This window comes from Kribbella sp. CA-253562, from assembly GCF_050942265.1.
In the GTDB taxonomy this organism is placed as follows: Bacteria; Actinomycetota; Actinomycetes; order Propionibacteriales; family Kribbellaceae; genus Kribbella.
The window spans coordinates 1,000,760-1,017,426 of sequence record NZ_CP192049.1; the positions used below are offsets into that span (position 1 = coordinate 1,000,760).

Sequence of the window (16,667 nt, forward strand, 5' to 3'; positions counted from 1 at the left end):
CTATTTGGAGTTGACCTTGCTGAACCGGGCGACCAGCCGGGCCAGGATGTTGAGCAGCAGGACGAGCAGGATCAGCGTCAGCGCGGCCGCCCAGACCCGGTCCGCGGCCGGCTGCAGCGCCAGCTCGGTCCGGTCCTGGTTGATCATCGTCGGCAGCGCGCCCATGAATCCCTCGAACGGGTTCAGGTTGATGTTCTTGGAGTAGCCGACCAGGATCAGCAGCGGCGCGGTCTCACCCATCACCCGGGCCAGACCGAGCATCACGCCGGTGATGATGCCGCCGAACGCGGTCGGTACGACGACCTTCAGAATGGTTTTCCACTTCGGCACCCCGAGCGCGTACGACGCCTCGCGCAACTCGTCGGGGACCAGCTTGAGCATCTCCTCGGTGGAGCGCAGCACCACCGGAAGCATCAGCAGCACCAGCGACAGCGAGACCGCGAAGCCGACCCGGTTGAAGCCGAACACGGTGATCCAGACGGCGTACACGAACAGCGCCGCGACGATCGACGGGACACCGGTCAGGATGTCGATCATGAAGCTGACCACCCGCGCGGCCTTGGTGCCCCTGCCGTACTCGACCAGGTAGATCGCGCCGAGAATGGCGATCGGGACCGCGATCACCGCGGTGATCAGGGCCATGATCAACGTGCCCATGATCGCGTGGTACGCGCCGCCGCCTTCGCGCCGGACGGTGATGCCGCGCTGGGACTCGCTCCACCAGCCGCCGTCCAGCAGCAGCCCGTAGCCCTTGCTGATCACGGTCCACAGGATCCAGACCAGCGGGATCAGGGCGATCAGGAAGCACAAGGTGATCAGCACGCTGGCCAGCGTGTTGCGGAAGGCCCGGCTGCCGGACTTGCCGGTCAGGTCCAGGGTCTTGCCGTCGTAGGCCGGCCGGTTCGCCGCGAGAGTGGTGGTCACAGCGTCGCTCCTTCGCTCTGCGGCTTGTCGCCGATCCGCTTGATCCGCCGTGGCCGCTTTCCGCCCGGGCCGCTGCGGGCCACGATCAGGCGGGCCGCGGAGTTGACCAGGAAGGTCACCACGAACAGCACCAGGCCGGCCGCGATGTAGGCGCCGGTCTTGTCCGGCGAGTCGAACTCGGCGGCGTTGTTGGCGATCTTCGAGGCGAACGTCTCGCCCCCGGCGAAGATCGAGGAGGTCCACGGGTCGTTGCCGTTGGGCACCGACAAGATGATCAGCACGGCGACCGTCTCGCCGAGCGCGCGGCCCAGGCCGAGCATGGACGCGCTGACCACGCCGGAGCGGCCGTAGGGAAGGACCGCCATCCGGATCATCTCCCAGCGGGTGGAGCCCAGCGCCAGGGCGCCCTCGCGATGCGCGACCGGGGTCTGGGCGAAGATCTCCCGGCTGATCGCGGTGACCACCGGCAGGATCATGATCGCCAGCACCACCGAGGCGGTGAAGACCACCCCGACGTTGTCGGTGACCGACTTCTCGAACAGTGGGATCCAGCCCAGCGCCGACCCGAGCCCGTCGATCACCGGCCGCAGGATCGGGGCGAAGAACAAGATGCCCCACAGGCCGTAGATGATCGACGGTACGGCGGCCAGCAGGTCGATCGCGTGCGCGACCGGAGCGGCCAGCCGCTTCGGCGCGTAGTACGTGGTGAACAGGGCGACGCCGACCGCGATCGGGACCGCGATGGCCATCGCGATGATCGAGCTGATCACCGTGGTGTAGAACAGCGCGGCGATGCCGAACTTCGGCGGGTTCGCGCCGGGCTCCCAGATCCGGGAGAACAGGAAACTGCTCTGGTTGTTGGCCAGAGCCGGGATCGCCAGCGCCAGCAGGAAGATGCCGACGAACGCGACGATCGCGACGACCAGCGCGCCGGAGCCGCGGGCCATCCCGGCGAACAACCGGTCGCCGAGGTGGCCGACCGGGCCCAGCTCCAGCTTCTCGTCCCGCGGCCCGTCGGGTGGAGCCGTGGGCGGGGCGGTGCCGTCTGTACTGCTCATGGGTGCTGCTCCAAGCGCCAAGGTGGAAGGGGTGCTCGGTCACGAGGCGAGCCCCGGCCGCCCGTGGAGGGGGAAGCCGGGGCTCGCATCACGCCGTACTGCGGTGTCGTCGCAGGTCAGCTGATCGCCTGGATGGCGGCGTCGACCTTGGTGCGGATCTCCTCCGGCAGCGGGGCGTAGTTGAGCTCGGTGAGCGACGCCTGGCCCTCGGTGCTCGCGAAGTAGCTCAGGAAGCTCTTCACCAGCGCGGTCTTCTCGGCCGGCAGGCCCTTGGTGCAGGCGATCTCGTAGGTGACCAGGATGATCGGGTAGGCCCCGGCCGCCTTGGTCGCGTAGTCCAGCTTCAGCGCCAGGTCGCTGCCGGTACCGGCCGGCTTGGCGGCGGCCAGCGCCTTGCCGGCCGACTCGGCGGTCAGCGCGACCGGGCCGGCGCCGCTGTCGACCTGCGCGACGCCCAGCTTGTTGTCGACCGCGTAGGACCACTCGACGTAGGTGATCGAGTTCTTGGTGCTCTTCACGCCCTCGGCGACACCCGCGGACTTCTCCTTGCCGGCGCCGGTGCCACTCCACTTCTTGGCCGGCTCGCCCTTCCAGGCGCCACCGCCGGCGGCCTCGAGGTACTTGGTGAAGTTCTCGGTGGTACCGGACTCGTCGGAGCGGAAGAACACCGCGATCGGCGCCGACGGCAGGGTGACGCCGGGGTTCAGCTTGGCGATCTCCGGGGCGTTCCAGGTCTTCACGGTGCCCTGGAAGATCTTCGCGGCGGTCGGGCCGTCGAGGATCAGCTTGTCGACGCCGTCCAGGTTGTAGGCGATCGCGACCGGGCCGATCACCATCGGCAGGTTCACCGCCGGGTTGTTCTGGCAGCGCTTGGCCGCGGCGGCCGCCTCGGCCTCGCCGCCGTCCTTGGCCTCGGTCTTCAGCGCCGAGTCGGAACCGGCGAAGTCCACCTGGCTGGCGTTGAACTGCTTGATGCCCGCACCGGAACCGGTCGGGTTGTAGTTCACCGTGACGTCGGCGCACTTCTCGTTGTACTTGGCGATGACTTCTTCGATGGCGTTCTTCTGCGCCGAGGAGCCCTCGGCGTTCAGGGTGCCCTCGGGGCACTCGCCACCGGCCGACGACGAGGTGGAATCCGACGGGGACGAGGAGCCCGACGGCTCCGGGTCACTGCCACAGGCGCTCAGAGCGAGAACGCCGAGGGAGGCCACGGCGACGGTGCCGACGCGGAGCAGGCGATTGACGGACACGAGAGTGTTGCCCTTCTGCGGGAATTCAGACTTTGTGAACTGCCACAGACGGTAGGCAGACCAAGTGACCGCATGGCCCGTCGCGGGTGAACGAGCGGTGAACGGTTTCGGTAGCGATCGCGACGTCTGGCGTGCCGTCAGGAGGCCATCAGGTGAACTGCGTTAAGGACCGTGACGCTGAGTGATTCCAAGCGTCTGTTGGTCACAGTCCGGTATCAGCGCACGACCAGCGGAAGCGACGCGGATGTCGTCCAGGTGATCGCCCGGCCGCCGTAGGTCGTACTCGGGACGAAGAACCGGTACGCCGTGGTGCCGCGGGCCGTGGTCTTGAAGGTGTAGGACCCGCGGCCCTTCGCCAAGACGATGTCCTTCACGCCGACCCACGCCTTGCCGTTCCAGCGCTGGAGCGTGGTGCGGATCCCGGTCCCCGGCGCGATGTAGAGGCTCGCGGTGACGCTCTGACCGAGGGTGACGACGTTCGCGCTGAACTTGGCGTAGCCGATCGATTGCCTGGTCAGCGACGTGGTCACGCCGGTCGCGTAGGCGAGGGCGGCGCTGTCCAGGTCCTTGCGGGCCGGGAGGTACAGCCGGTACTGGCGGGTGCCGGGCGAGGGCGCCTGGAGCCGGAAGTTGCCGGCGCCCGGTTCGCCGTACTTGCTGGTGAGCGTGACCCACGGCTTGCTTGCGGAGTCACGGGCCTGCAGCGCGACGAGATGCTGGCCGCCGACCGCACCGCTGACCGTGAGCATGTGCCTGTACGGCGCGGAGGTGGGGATCGCGCCGCCGGTGATCGCCGCCTGCTCGAAGGTGAACGACCGCGGGGTCCGACTTGCCCCACACGTTCTCCGCGACGACGCCGACGCTGTACGGCCGAGAGCGGGCCGGCACGACGGCGAACCGCAGGTTGCCAGGCACCGAAGTTCTCGTGCCTCCGGTTTCGACCGTGTAGCGCACCGGGCCCGGGCCGTCGAACGGATCAGCAGGGTTGTAGTCGTGGCGCGGTACGGCCGTCGCGCCAGGCGATCATCAACGAGCCGTCCGGCCGCGGCTCGGCGTACGTGATCGGGACGTTCTCGGTCGCCGACGTGTCGAACTCGGTGGAGGTCGCCACCGGCCCCGCCGTACCGGCGCTGTCGATCGAGGCGACGGTGAACATCGCGCGGTCGCCGTACAAGCCGTCGGTGACGGGACCAGTACCTCGTTCGTCGCGCCGGCCGCGACCGCGGCGACGTCGTGGGCCCCGAGCGCCCCTTGGAACCGCACTGTGTTCGCCTCGCCGGCGTCGGTCCACGTGACCCGGATCTGCTGCTGGGTGGCGTCCGCCCAGGCGATCTTCACGCCGGTCGGTGCGGCGGGACCGGCCGCCGTGGCGGACGTGGTGAAAGCAGCGATGGCGGCGATTGCCAGGCCGGCGGCGACGACAGTACGGCGGATACGCATCGAGCTTCCCCAGGTCGGGTGCCCGGTGGTCACCCCTGCCGCCGGCGCAGGCAGACCCTAGCGCACGTTCAGCTGGAGAAATCCTCCGGCGCGACCCCGTCGAGGAACTGGCGGAAGCGCTCCAGCTCGGCCTGCTCCTCCTCCGGCGTGGCGACGCCGGCCTCGCGCAGGACCTGCTCGGTGCAGCGGATCGGCGTACCGAGCCGGACCGCGAGCGCGACCGAGTCGCTCGGCCGGGCCGACACCCGCGCGCCGTTGGCCAGCACCAGCTCGGCGTAGAAGACGGCGTCGCGCAGCTCGACGATCTCGACCGCCTCGATGTGCACGCCGAAGGCCTGGATCAGGTCGCGCATCAGGTCGTGGGTGAGTGGCCGGGACGGGCGCAGGCCCTGCTCCTCGTAGGCGATCGCGGTCGCCTCCACCGAGCCGATCGAGATCGGCAGGTAGCGGTAGCCCTCGGTCTCGCGCAGCATCATCACGGGCGCCCGGTTGGGCGACTCCATCCGGATCCCGATCAGCGTCAGTTCGCGCATCGTTGTCATGGTGCGGTCCCGACCTTCCCGTGCCGCCGGCTCCCGGTAGGGCGCCGGTTTCCTCGGTAGGAACATACCCGGCCGACCGCGGCGCACTCGACGGCAACCCCGACTGTGACGATCTCTTTGCATTGGCCGGATCGCCGGCTGTCACGACCCGGACTAGGGAGCGGCGAACCGTTCGTGCACCACCCGGCCGTCGGCGAGCCGGTGCGCGACCACGAACGCACCGGGCACGAACTTGCCGGCCGGAAGGCCGAGCTCGCCGGCCAGCGCGGGCAGCACCGGCCGGTGCGAGCAGACGACCGTGACCCGCCCGGTCTTCCACGCGCTCCGGGCAAAGCCCTTCATCCCGTCCGGGTCGGACTTGAACCCGCGCTCGGAGATCTCCGGGTGCAGGTGGATCCGCCGGTCGATCGTCGCGGCGTACGGCGTGATCGTGGCGGCACACCGCTCGGCGTCACTGCTGCGGATCCGGTCCACGCCGAGCGCGGCCAGTACGTCGATCAGCCGCTGCGCGGTTTCCCGGCCCTCGTCGGTCAACGGACGATCCGAGTCGTCGCCGTCCCACTCCTTGCGCTTCATCGCCTCGGTGTGCCGGAGCAGGACCAGCGACGACACCACCGGTACGGCGCCCGCGAGCGCGTCGAGGATCTCCACGTCGCGCGGGTAGCTCAACCGCCCCGCCGCCTCGTCGACTCCGAGCCAGGCGATCCGGTCGACCTCGTCGTTCGGGCGGAAGTCGTGCTCGCCGGCGATCTGCGCGGACCAGTAGTGCACCAGCTTCGGCACGACCCGGTTGTTCTTGTGCACGTCGTAGCGCTGGACGCCGAGTGCCGGGCCGAGCACCACCTGCTGGCCGGTCTCCTCCTCGATCTCGCGCCGGGCTGCGACCAGCGGATGCTCGTCCGCGGTCAGCTTGCCCTTCGGCAGGGACCAGTCGTCGTACCGGGGGCGGTGCACCAGCAGGATCTCGCGCGTGCCGCGCCGGTCCCGCCACACGACACCGCCCGCGGCGAAAACCGTCGCCGGGGTGCTCATCGTCTCCCGTGTGCTCTCAGTTGGTCTCGGACTGCCGGCGTCGGCCGCGGGTCGCGATCAGGCGTTCCTGCAGGTCACGCAGCGGTTCGCCGTCCGGGCCGGTGAGCTTGGCCTGCCAGGTGTCGTCGGACTGCAGCCACCACGACCCGGTCCGCTCGTCGAAGCCGACGTCGAACAGCTCGCCCAGCTCGGTGATGTGGTCCGGCTGCTTGAGCTGGACCAGCACCTCGACCCGGCGGTCCAGGTTGCGGTGCATCAGGTCGGCCGAGCCGATCCAGACCTCCGGGTCGTCGCCGTTCTCGAACCAGAAGACCCGGCTGTGCTCCAGGAACCGGCCGAGGATGCTGCGGACCCGGATGTTGTCCGACAGCCCCGGGACGCCGGGACGGATCGTGCAGATCCCGCGGATCCACAGATCGACCGGGACGCCGGCCTGGGACGCGCGGTACAGGGCGTCGCACAGGGCCTCGTCGACCAGGGAGTTCACCTTGATCCGGACCCGGGCCGGGCGGCCGGCCAGATGGTGCTGGACCTCGCGCTCGATCCGGTCCAGCAGGCCACGGCGTACGGACTGCGGGGCGACCAGGAGGCGGCGCGAGCCCGTACTGCGGGCGAAGCCGGACAGGTGGTTGAACAGGTGCGCGATGTCCTCGGTGACCACCTTGTCGCTGGTCAGCAGGCCGAGGTCCTCGTACAGGCGGGCCGTCTTCGGGTGGTAGTTGCCGGTCCCGATGTGGGCGTAGCGCCGCAGGCCGTCCGGCTCGTCGCGAACCACCATCGACAGCTTGCAGTGCGTCTTCAGCCCGATCACGCCGTACACGACGTGGCAGCCGGCGTGCTCGAGCTGGCGGGCCCACTTGATGTTGGCCTGCTCGTCGAAGCGGGCCTGGATCTCGACCAGGACCAGTACCTGCTTGCCCGCCTCGGCGGCGTCGATCAGCGCGTCGACGATCGGGGAGTCACCGCTGGTCCGGTACAGCGTCTGCTTGATCGCCAGGACGTGCGGGTCGGCCGCGGCCTGCTCGATGAAGCGCTGCACGCTGGTCGAGAACGAGTCGTACGGGTGGTGCACCAGGACGTCGCGCTGCTTGAGCGCGTGGAACATGTCAGCCGGGTTGGAGGTCTCCACCTCGGCCAGGTGCGGGTGCGTCGAGGGGACGAAGCCTGGGTACTTCAGCTCGGCGCGGTCCAGCGAGGCGATGTCGAACAGGCCGCGCAGGTCCAGCGGACCGGGCAGCTCGAACACCTCGGCCTCGGTGACGCCCAGCTCGGACACCAGCAGCGCCCGGACCTGCGGGTCGATCGACTCCTCCACCTCGAGCCGGACCGGCGGGCCGAACCGGCGCCGCAGCAGCTCCTTCTCGAGCGCGGCGAGCAGGTTCTCCGCGTCGTCCTCCTCGACCTCGAGGTCCTCGTTGCGGGTGACCCGGAAGGTGTGGTGCTGGGTGACCTCCATGCCCGGGAACAGCTGGCCCAGGTGCGTGGCGATCACGTCCTCCAGCGGGACGAACCGGCCCTCGGCGACCCGGACGAACCGCGGCAGCAGCGGCGGCACCTTCACCCGGGCGAAGTGCTCGCCGCCGGTGTCGGGGTTGCGGACGACGACAGCCAGGTTGAGCGACAGGCCGGAGATGTACGGGAACGGGTGCGACGGGTCGACCGCGAGCGGGGTCAGCACCGGGAAGATCCGGTCCTTGAAGAACTGCGTCATCGCCTCGCGCTCGGGGTGCTCCAGCTCGTCCCAGCGGAGGATGTCGATGCCCTCCTTGACCAGCGCCGGCAGCACGACCTTGCGCCAGGTCTCGGCCTGACGGTCCATCAGCTCGCGGCTGCGGTTCAGGCTGCGGTCCAGCACCTCACGCGGCATCAGGCCGCTGGCCGCGCGCACGGCGACACCGGCCGCGATCCGGCGCTTCAGGCCGGCGATCCGGACCATGTAGAACTCGTCCAGGTTGCTGGCGAAGATCGCCAGGAACTTAGCCCGCTCCAGCAACGGCACCCGGTCGCTCTCGGCCAGCTCGAGCACGCGCTGGTTGAACGCCAGCCAGCTCAGCTCGCGGTCCGAGAAACGGTCCTCGGGAAGGTCGCCGGCCTCCCTGATGTCGTACGGGGGCTCGACGTCGTACTCCCGGTTGTGCGACGCCAACAAGTCTCCAGCCACGTGGACCAGCATCCCATCCTTTGGTGAACGGTAGGTGGCTGAGCATGTCCGGCGCGCGGCCGGGATCCGCCGGGACGGTGCTTGCGAGCGGTAGTGGACCCGGGTCGTGACTGCGTGGGGTCGCCGATTGTTGCTAGCGTCACTCTTTGTGAACCCACGAGTGGACGGGCTGCTGCGGACCGGACTGACCGCGGTCCAGAAGGCGGTCCAGAGCCATGCGCTGACGCCGGTTGTGGCGCTGCCCCCGGCGGTCAGGCACCGCCTGGCCGGTGCCCCGATCGAGATCGACGGCAACGTTCTCGACCCCGACCTGCAGCTGCTGCTCCGGCTCGAGGCGCTGATGCCCGGCAGCGGTGGCGCTCCGAAGTCGGTCGCCGCGGCCCGGGCGAACCTGCTCAACGGCGCCCGGCTCGTCGCCGGCCGCCCGCGCGAAGTCCAGCGCGTGACCGAGCTCACCGTGCGCGGCTCGGACGGCCAACTAGGCGCCCGCCTGTACGTCCCCCGTACGGCGGGACGCGGACTGCTCGTCTTCTTCCACGGCGGCGGCTGGGTGGTCGGCGACCTCGACACCCACGACGCGTACTGCCGCGACGTGGCGCTGGAGGCCGAGACCCGAGTCCTGTCGGTCGAGTACCGCCTCGCCCCCGAGGCACCGGCCCCGGTCGCCGCCGAGGACGCGATCGCCGCCTTCAGCTGGGCCGTCGAACACGCCGAGGACCTGGGCGCGGACCCCGCGCTGGTCGCTGTAGGCGGAGACTCCGCCGGCGGCAACCTCGCCGCGGTCGTAGCCCAGCAATGCGTCGCCCGCGACCTCCCGTCGCCCGTCCTGCAACTGCTGCTCTACCCCGCGGTCGACCTCATCGGCCGGCGCCCCTCCCGAGATCTCTTCGCCGAGGGCTTCTTCCTCACCGACGCCGAAATCCTCTGGTACCGCGACCATTACGCCCCTGATTCCGCCCTGCGCAGTGACCCCCGCGTCTCACCGATCTTCGGCCCCTTGGAGGGCGTCGCCCCCGCGTACGTGGTCACCGCCGGCTTCGACCCCCTCCGAGACGAAGGCAACGACTACGCCACGGCCCTAGAGGCTGCGGGTGTGCCCACCGTCCTCCACGAGGAACCCACCCTCATCCACGGCTTCACCGGCATGCTCGCTTTGGGCGGCCAAACGAGAGTCGCCCGGCACCGCATCCACGATCACCTGCGCACGGTCCTGAACCCCTGAGGCTCAGTTGGGCGGATCCACCAACACAGGCACGGCTTCGCGTACCTGTAGAGCTGTCGCGGGTCCTGTGATCGGCACGGTGCCGGGGATGTATTGCCACCCGGTCTCGGCGACGTTGAACCGCGCCGCGTAGTGGGTCGTCAGCGTGACGCTCACTGCGCCGCGCTTCAGGTATTTGTGCGTGATCTCTTTCGCCGGGTAGGCCTTGCCCGGCGATTCGGTGGTCACCGAGGTGCCGTCCCCGAAGTTCCAGGTGTAGCTCATCGGGGTGGCTTCCACCGCTACCGGGAAGCCCAGCAGGTCCACGGTTGTGTCCGAGACCTTGGCTTGGTCGGTATAGACGATTGTGTCCAGATTCACCAAGGTCCGCCCGGCCGGTTGCACGTTCACCCGCAACCCCGGGAAGGCCACATCTTTGGACTCGCTCAGCACCTGCTCCCACGTGACGTCCTGAGGCATAGGCAACCTACGGCGCACAACCGCGGTGGCAGTTGGCTCGTCTGGCTCCACGAGTTCAGCCTCCTGACAGCGGGCGGGACCCATCCGTCCGCTGCCATCAGCAGCCGGCAATCCACAGATTCCGATGTTGAGACGGAATGGACGCCGGCGAGCGGTTGGTTGGAGTGGCTCGATCGCGCGCTTCGGGGCCGCCTTGGGAACGCGACGCTCGCCTGTAGGTGGCGGGAATTCTTTTCGCTTGGTCTGTTGCTGGCCGCCGGTGATGCTGGCGCCCCAGCGCGTCTTCTTGCCCTTGACCTTCGGCGGCTTCTCCGTCGCCGAGCTCGATGGTCTCGCCGATGCTCCGAGTGACGTGCCAACCGAGAAGAGCACGGCGCAGGCGGCCACCAAGCTGGTCAGGAGAATCGTGAGGAGACCCGCACGCGTGGCCGCTTTCATTCGTCGATCTGCATCTCGTACATCACCCAGTCCCCAGCGTTGCTCGACAGAGTGAATTCCATCGTCCCGTCGCTGCTCGTCTGTTGCACTGGCGACGCGGTCGGCGTGAGCCGTTCTTCATAGGTGCCGGACTTGATCGTCGCGGATCCGCCCAACCGGCCGGACTCACCGCGGTAGATCTCCTTCACGGCGACCAACTTGTCTTTGTAGTCGCCTTTGATGCCACCGTTTTTGACGTTGACCTTTCGGGTGTAGTCCGCGACGCCCTGGCAACCGAGACACCCCTTGTCGCTTGCGGCGAGAAACGGTGCTGGGTCGCCGGTGGCGTAGGAGTAGTTCAGTAGGTCCACGTAGTAGGCGATAAACGCTTCGCCAGCGGCAAGGCTCGAGCCGGTGGCTGTCGCCGGCCGAGTGGGCGGTGCGCTCGGTACGGACTGCGAAGGTGACGGGGTGACCACGGGCGTCGTCTCCGAAGTCTCAACTGAACTCGGCGGCGCGGTGTCCGGGCGGCCCGCCTCGGGGCTGCTGTTGGAGCAGGCCGCGAGGGCAGCGGTCAAGGCGCCAACTGCCAAGGGGATGGCCAGCCTGTTGCGGAATGTCACGTTCGTCAGCCCTCCGTAGTCGGTCTAGATCGTAACCGGAGGTGATGACGGCGTGGATTGTCAGAAGCTGCAACCTGTGGATACCCGATTGCGTGCCAGGAGCCGCCCGGCTGGGGGGTGAGAGGCTCGGACGGCTCCTGGTGGTGGTGGGACGAGGGGTGGGCTGGTTTATGACGCGAAGTGACGAGGTGACTTCGGTGTGAGACGGCTCACTTCGGCGCGGGGGCGTACTGGACGTGCAGGGCGGCGGTGGTGAAGCCGAGGGAATCGTAGAGGCGGCGGGCGGGGGTGTTGGTGCCGTCTACGTAGAGGGTGATGGTGTCCAGGGAGCGGGTTTCCTGGAGGTGGTGGAGGCCCTGCAAAGTAAGAGCCTTGCCAAGGCCCATGCCCTGGTGGGTGGGGGAGACGCCTACTACGTAGACCTCGCCCTCGTTGTTCTCGATCTTGGTCCAGTGGAAGCCGGCCAGTTCGCCCGTACGGCGGTCGACGGCGAGGAAGAAGCCTTCGGGGTCGAACCATTCCTGGTGGAGGCGGTCGGCGAGGTCGGCCTGGGTCCAGGTGCCTTGTTCGGGGTGGGTGGCGAAGGCGGCGGCGTTGACCTTCAGCCAGGCGGCGTCGTCCTGGCCGGGGACGAAGGTTCGTACGTCGATGCCGTCGGGCCAGGTGATGCCGGGCAGCGGCGCGCTGGTGCGGCGCAGGAAATACAGCTCGCGGGCGACGGTCAGGTCAAAACGAGCGGCGAGTTCGTCGGCGCCGGGGAGGCGGCCGTGGGCCCAGAGGCGGAGGCGGTCCTGGGCGTGGTCCAGGAGCATCCGGAGCAGCGCCGTACCGGTGCCTTGGCGGCGGGCGGACGGTGCGACGACGAGTTCGGCGGAGCCGTCGGGGGCGAGGTACGCGTAGCCGATCAGGTCGCCGGTGGTCTGCAGGCCGGAGACGTCGAGGGTTCCGGGCTCACCGGCGTACGCGAGGACGTGGAGGTCGCCGTGGTGCTCGCCGTCCAGGTGCAGCAGGGTCTGCTCCGACAGGGGGTTCACGTCGTCGCTCTGCGCGGCCAGGCGAGCGAGTTCGGTGACGGCGGCCGCGGTGGCCGAGGGCAACGGTGAGGGAACTGCTTCGAGGGTCACCCCGATACCGTAAAAGGTCGCGCCCAGTTCATCGCTGAGGCCTTGGACGGTCCGCGAAGCGTCGGGTAATTTCGCCGCACCGCACACCAGCGGACCGAACCGACGACGGAGTAGAAATGGCCTTCACAGGACGAGACAAGACGTGGCTGAGGGGCCCGCGGGCGATCGCCCTGCTGGCCGCCGGAGCCGCGGTGGCACTCGGCTTGGCCACGGGGGGAACCGTGACCCAGGCAGCGCCGGCCAAACCCAAGCCGACGCACACCCAGATCCAGCTGCTCGCACTGAACGACTTCCACGGCAACCTGATGCCGAACCCGGCCACGAGCTCCAGCGGCAATGTGAACGGCACCCCGGCCGGTGGCGCGGAGTACCTGGCCACCCACCTGGACAACCTGCGCGCCGCGGCGGAGGCGCAGGGTCAGGAGAGCGTGACGGTCGCCGCGGGTGACCTGATCGGCGCGTCCCCGCTGCTGTCGGCGGCCTTCCACGACGAGCCGACCATCGAGGCGATGAACGCGATGGGCCTGGAGGCCGCCTCGGTCGGCAACCACGAGTTCGACGAGGGCTGGCACGAACTGCTCCGGATGCAGACCGGCGGCTGCCTGAACGACGGCGACGGGCAGAACAACCAGAACTCCTGCCCGGACCCGAAGGCCACGTTCAAGGGCGCCGACTTCGACTACCTGTCGGCCAACGTGTTCTTCGAGAACACCCAGCAGACGCTGCTGGCGCCGTACACGGTGAAGAAGTTCAAGAACGGCCAGAAGGTCGCCTTCATCGGCATGACGCTGGAGGCCACCCCGAACATCGTCACCAAGTCCGGTGTCGAGGGGCTGAAGTTCACCGACGAGGTGGAGACCGCGAACGCGCTGGTGCCGAAGCTGCGCAAGCAGGGCATCGAGTCGATCGTCGTGCTGCTGCACGAGGGCGGATTCCCGACCGACCCGCGGGCCTTCAACAGCTGCCCGGGCATCTCCGGTCCGGTCACCGACATCGCCAAGAACCTCGACCCGGCGATCGACGCGGTGATCTCCGGTCACACCCACACCGCCTACAACTGCTCGATCAACGACCCGGCCGGCAAGCCGCGCCTGGTCACCAGCGCGTCGTCGTTCGGCAAGGTCGTCACGCAGGTGCGCCTCAGCATCAACAACACCACCAAGGACGTCGACCGGCTGAACACGCTGGCCAACAACCTGATCGTCACCCAGGACGTGCCGAAGGACCGTCAGCTGACCAAGCTGATCACCAAGTACCAAGGCTTCGTCGCGCCGATCGAGTCCAAGGTCATCGGGCACATCACCACCGACTCGGTGTCACGGACGCCGGACGCGTCGGGCGAGTCGCCGCTGGGCAACCTGATCGCCGACGCGCAGCTGGCCGACCCGTCGACGGTGACCGGCGGCAAGACCCCGGTGGTCGCGTTCATGAACCCGGGCGGGATCCGGGCCGACCTGGCCTCCACCGGCGGCGCGGTGACGTTCGGGCAGGCGTTCACGGTGCAGCCGTTCAACAACTACCTGGTCTCGATGGACATGACCGGCACGCAGATCAAGGCGCTGCTCGAGCAGCAGTTCTCGGGGGCGAACCAGGCCGCCAACAAGGTGCTGCAGGTCGCCGGGATCACCTACACCTACAACCCGGCCGCCGCGCCGGGCGCGAAGGTGGTGGCGTCGTCGGTGCGGATCGCGGGTCAGCCGATCGTCGACGGTACGACGTACCGGATCGTGACGAACAACTTCCTGTCCGACGGTGGCGACGGCTTCCCGGCCTTCACCACGGCGACGAACAAGTTCTTCGGCGGGCTGGACATCGACGCCTTCGCGGCCTACCTGGCGGCGCACGACCCGTACACGCCGGGCCCGACGGACCGAATCAGCATCCCCTGACGCTGTCGACGGGGCCAGCGGTGAGCTGAGCCCCGGTACGACGAGACGCCGCGCCCGGGTCGCCTTCAACCGAAGGTGATCCGGGCGTTCGCGCTCAGAGCACGAACTTGAGCACGACCAGCGCGAAGGCGAAGCCGGTGGCGACGGCGGCGCGGCCGGAGCCGAGCCCGCGGCGGGCGCCGCTGACGAACACGGCCAGCGTCAGCGGGATCAGCATGACCAGCAAGGTGATGCCGGCCGCGTGCACGCCGACGTGCTCACGGCTGCTGAGCAGCAGGCCGAGCGCCAGCGCGAAGGTCAGGCCGAGCCAGGTCGTGGTCTGGATCGGTCCGTCGGACGGATCGCTGCGATGCGATGCGTGGGCACCACGGCGGTGCGAAGTCGGAGCGTGCGCCATCGGTCACCTTTCGTGAACAGACCGAACACGCAAGGTAGCACCAGGAACACGCAGCGGTCCAAGGCCGAACTTGTGCGGAGCCGGGAGCCGGAATCCGTTGCAGGCAGGCGAATTGTGACTGCTGTGACTGATGTGGCTGGTGTGACTCGGGTCAGACCTTGCTGTCGGCGGTCTCCCGCTGGCTCGTGCTCGGCGGGACCACGAACCGGTAGCCCACGTTGCGCACGGTGCCGATCAGGGACTCGTGCTCCGGGCCCAGCTTGGCGCGCAGGCGGCGGACGTGGACGTCGACCGTCCGGGTGCCGCCGAAGTAGTCGTAGCCCCAGACCTCCTGCAGCAACTGCTCGCGGGTGAAGACGCGCCCGGGGTGCTGAGCGAGGAACTTGAAGAGCTCGAACTCCTTGTAGGTGAGGTCGAGCGCGCGGCCGTTCAGCTTCGCGGTGTACGACGCCTCGTCGATGACGACGTCGCCGCTGCGGATCAGCGTGGTCTCGGGATCCTCGTTGCGCGCCGCGGCCAAGCGGCCGATGACCAGCCGCAGCCGCGCCTCGATCTCGGCGGGACCGGCGGTGTCGAGCAGCACGTCGTCGGCGCCCCAGTCGGCGTTCACCGCGGTCAGGCCGCCTTCGGTGACGACCAGGAACAGCGGTACGTCGATACCGGTGGTCCGGATCAGCCGGGCCACGCTGCGCACGGTGACCAGGTCACGGCGGGCGTCGAGCAGCACCGCGTCGGCGTCCGGGGCGTCGACCAGCGCGGCGACCTCGGACGGCAGGATCCGGATCTGGTGCGGGAGCAGGGCGAGAGAGGGCAGCACCTCGGTGGAGGCCTGCAGCGCGTTCGTCAGCAGCAGCAACGTGCTCACGCTGTCTCCTTGTGCGGGTCGGTGGAGCGCGGGTGAGCGATCCGGTCCTGTTGCACGTCAGGCCCCAGCGGCGTCATTGCCGGGGGCCCGAGACACACTGGTGTGGAACAGCAAGCTGACATAATACTCCAGGACCCCGTCGATGAGTGAGGCGTCTCCACATGCCGGAAGTGACGATCAGGTACTTCGCCGCCGCGCGCGCCGCGGCCGGGGAGTCGACGGAAACCGCGCAGGCCTCGTCGGTCAAGGAGTTGGTGGGCGCCGTGTCGGCCGACCGCCCGGAGCTGGCGCGGGTGCTCGGGATCTGCACGTTCCTGCTCGACGGGGAGCGGGTCGAGCTCACCACGCCCCTGCACGACGGCGCCCAGGTCGACGCGCTTCCGCCCTTCGCCGGCGGCTGAGCGGCGGCTCAGTGCCGAGGGCCTAGGCGCTTCGGCGGGCGAGGTGCAGCGTCAGGTCGGCGTTCATCGTCACCTCGAGTGGAAGCACCTGCAGGACCTCGGCGAGCACTTGGAGCCGGGCCGGTTCCGGGAGCTGCAGGTACGCCGAGATGGTCGACAGGTGCGCGACGTACTCGTGGTCGGACATCGTGACACGCCGCTCGATCGTCGACTGGCGGACATCGGTGAAGAGCGGGGAGCGGAGCAGCTCGGTTCCGGGCCACTGCATGGGGCTGTCCGAAGGAGTGCCGTCCGGGGACGGGATGTCGTCGCTGTCGAGGTAGCGGCGAGTCACTGAGCGGACTGCCTGCTCGATCGTCGGGTCGGCCAGTTGGAGAGGGCCGCCGAAGGAGGCGAAGGTGCCCCTCGGGTTCAGGAGCGCGGCGACCCGCTCCCATCGGCCCGCTGGGTCGGTCCAGTGCAGGGCGGCCGCCGCGAACACCAGGTCGTACGTCGGGCCGACGGGCAGCTCCTCGAAGGTGCTCTGGAAGGACGCCGCTGGGACCTGGCGGCGCAACTCGGCCAGCATCGCGGCGTCGGGCTCGGTGGCGGTCACCGCGACACCGCGCGCGGCGAACGCGCGGGTCGCCTTGCCGGTCCCCGCGCCGATCTCGAGCGCCGTGCGCACCGGCGGACGGCGGGAGTCTCGCGGCCCCTGCGCGTAGTCCAGCACGGCGTCGACCAGCTCGTCGGGATAGCCGGGGCGGTACCGCTCGTAGGCCGCTGCGACAGATCCGAAACTGAGGGCGCGTTCGTTCACTGGTTGATCGTGACAGCCGCGGCACCTGACGCCCACCCGATTTCGGTGGTGGAGGCCTCCTCGG

At 69.1% G+C, this 16,667-nt stretch carries 17 protein-coding genes; 3 read left to right on the forward strand and 14 right to left on the reverse strand.

Annotation, left to right across the window (positions count from 1 at the left end; genetic code table 11):
* The 8 genes from pstA to ACQPXM_RS04865 all read right to left on the reverse strand — a co-directional run bounded on the left by pstA (position 1) and on the right by ACQPXM_RS04865 (position 8,419).
* Positions 1–924, reverse strand: a complete 924-nt coding sequence (gene pstA, locus ACQPXM_RS04830) for a phosphate ABC transporter permease PstA (RefSeq protein ID WP_432945169.1) — start codon at positions 922–924, stop codon at positions 1–3.
* Complete coding sequence (pstC, locus tag ACQPXM_RS04835; RefSeq protein WP_432950945.1) at positions 921–1,871, reverse strand: phosphate ABC transporter permease subunit PstC; 951 nt, start codon at positions 1,869–1,871, stop codon at positions 921–923. The genes pstA and pstC overlap by 4 nt, the downstream gene beginning before the upstream one ends.
* 227 nt (positions 1,872–2,098) lie before the next feature.
* Positions 2,099–3,232: a phosphate ABC transporter substrate-binding protein PstS gene (gene pstS / locus ACQPXM_RS04840; protein WP_432945171.1), complete on the reverse strand. Its 1,134-nt coding sequence runs from the start codon at positions 3,230–3,232 to the stop codon at positions 2,099–2,101.
* A 215-nt stretch (positions 3,233–3,447) separates the two neighbouring features.
* Entirely contained in the window at positions 3,448–3,981 is a 534-nt protein-coding gene (locus ACQPXM_RS04845; protein WP_432945173.1) for a hypothetical protein, read from the reverse strand.
* A gap of 227 nt (positions 3,982–4,208) precedes the next feature.
* Complete coding sequence (locus ACQPXM_RS04850; protein ID WP_432945174.1) at positions 4,209–4,388, reverse strand: hypothetical protein; 180 nt, start codon at positions 4,386–4,388, stop codon at positions 4,209–4,211.
* Between the two features lie 352 nt (positions 4,389–4,740).
* Entirely contained in the window at positions 4,741–5,214 is a 474-nt protein-coding gene (locus tag ACQPXM_RS04855; protein WP_083751065.1) for a bifunctional nuclease family protein, read from the reverse strand.
* A gap of 153 nt (positions 5,215–5,367) precedes the next feature.
* Positions 5,368–6,246 (reverse strand): NUDIX hydrolase, encoded by an 879-nt coding sequence (locus tag ACQPXM_RS04860; RefSeq protein ID WP_432945176.1) that lies wholly within the window; start codon positions 6,244–6,246, stop codon positions 5,368–5,370.
* Positions 6,247–6,262: 16 nt separating this feature from the next.
* Positions 6,263–8,419 (reverse strand): RNA degradosome polyphosphate kinase, encoded by a 2,157-nt coding sequence (locus ACQPXM_RS04865; protein WP_432945178.1) that lies wholly within the window; start codon positions 8,417–8,419, stop codon positions 6,263–6,265.
* 136 nt (positions 8,420–8,555) lie between these two features.
* Between ACQPXM_RS04865 and ACQPXM_RS04870 the strand changes: the two genes are divergently transcribed.
* Positions 8,556–9,629 carry an alpha/beta hydrolase gene (locus tag ACQPXM_RS04870; RefSeq protein ID WP_432945180.1) on the forward strand — a complete coding sequence of 358 codons (1,074 nt, stop codon included), beginning with the start codon at positions 8,556–8,558 and terminating at the stop codon, positions 9,627–9,629.
* 3 nt (positions 9,630–9,632) lie between these two features.
* Here ACQPXM_RS04870 and ACQPXM_RS04875 read toward each other — a convergent pair whose 3' ends face one another.
* The 3 genes from ACQPXM_RS04875 to mshD form a co-directional block, all read right to left on the reverse strand.
* Positions 9,633–10,526, reverse strand: a complete 894-nt coding sequence (locus ACQPXM_RS04875) for a PKD domain-containing protein (RefSeq protein ID WP_432945181.1) — start codon at positions 10,524–10,526, stop codon at positions 9,633–9,635.
* The gene (locus ACQPXM_RS04880) at positions 10,523–11,128 is read right to left on the reverse strand and encodes a DUF6318 family protein (RefSeq protein WP_432945183.1); all 606 of its coding nucleotides are present in this window, start codon (positions 11,126–11,128) and stop codon (positions 10,523–10,525) included. Before ACQPXM_RS04880 ends, ACQPXM_RS04875 begins: the two co-directional genes overlap by 4 nt.
* A gap of 209 nt (positions 11,129–11,337) precedes the next feature.
* On the reverse strand, positions 11,338–12,252 hold the full coding sequence (mshD, locus tag ACQPXM_RS04885) for a mycothiol synthase (RefSeq protein WP_432945185.1): 915 nt from the start codon (positions 12,250–12,252) through the stop codon (positions 11,338–11,340).
* Positions 12,253–12,368: 116 nt separating this feature from the next.
* On the opposite strand from mshD, the gene ACQPXM_RS04890 reads away from it, so the two are divergent.
* On the forward strand, positions 12,369–14,141 hold the full coding sequence (locus ACQPXM_RS04890; protein WP_432945187.1) for a bifunctional metallophosphatase/5'-nucleotidase: 1,773 nt from the start codon (positions 12,369–12,371) through the stop codon (positions 14,139–14,141).
* A gap of 94 nt (positions 14,142–14,235) precedes the next feature.
* Here the strand turns inward: ACQPXM_RS04890 and ACQPXM_RS04895 are convergent, their stop codons facing one another.
* Positions 14,236–14,538 (reverse strand): hypothetical protein, encoded by a 303-nt coding sequence (locus tag ACQPXM_RS04895; RefSeq protein WP_432945189.1) that lies wholly within the window; start codon positions 14,536–14,538, stop codon positions 14,236–14,238.
* Between the two features lie 151 nt (positions 14,539–14,689).
* On the reverse strand, positions 14,690–15,403 hold the full coding sequence (locus ACQPXM_RS04900) for a winged helix-turn-helix transcriptional regulator (RefSeq protein ID WP_432945190.1): 714 nt from the start codon (positions 15,401–15,403) through the stop codon (positions 14,690–14,692).
* 161 nt (positions 15,404–15,564) lie between these two features.
* On the opposite strand from ACQPXM_RS04900, the gene ACQPXM_RS04905 reads away from it, so the two are divergent.
* Positions 15,565–15,804: a MoaD/ThiS family protein gene (locus ACQPXM_RS04905; RefSeq protein ID WP_432945192.1), complete on the forward strand. Its 240-nt coding sequence runs from the start codon at positions 15,565–15,567 to the stop codon at positions 15,802–15,804.
* 22 nt (positions 15,805–15,826) lie between these two features.
* On the opposite strand, the gene ACQPXM_RS04910 is transcribed toward ACQPXM_RS04905, so the two are convergent.
* Complete coding sequence (locus tag ACQPXM_RS04910; RefSeq protein ID WP_432945194.1) at positions 15,827–16,603, reverse strand: class I SAM-dependent methyltransferase; 777 nt, start codon at positions 16,601–16,603, stop codon at positions 15,827–15,829.
* Between the last annotated feature and the right edge of the window lie 64 nt (positions 16,604–16,667).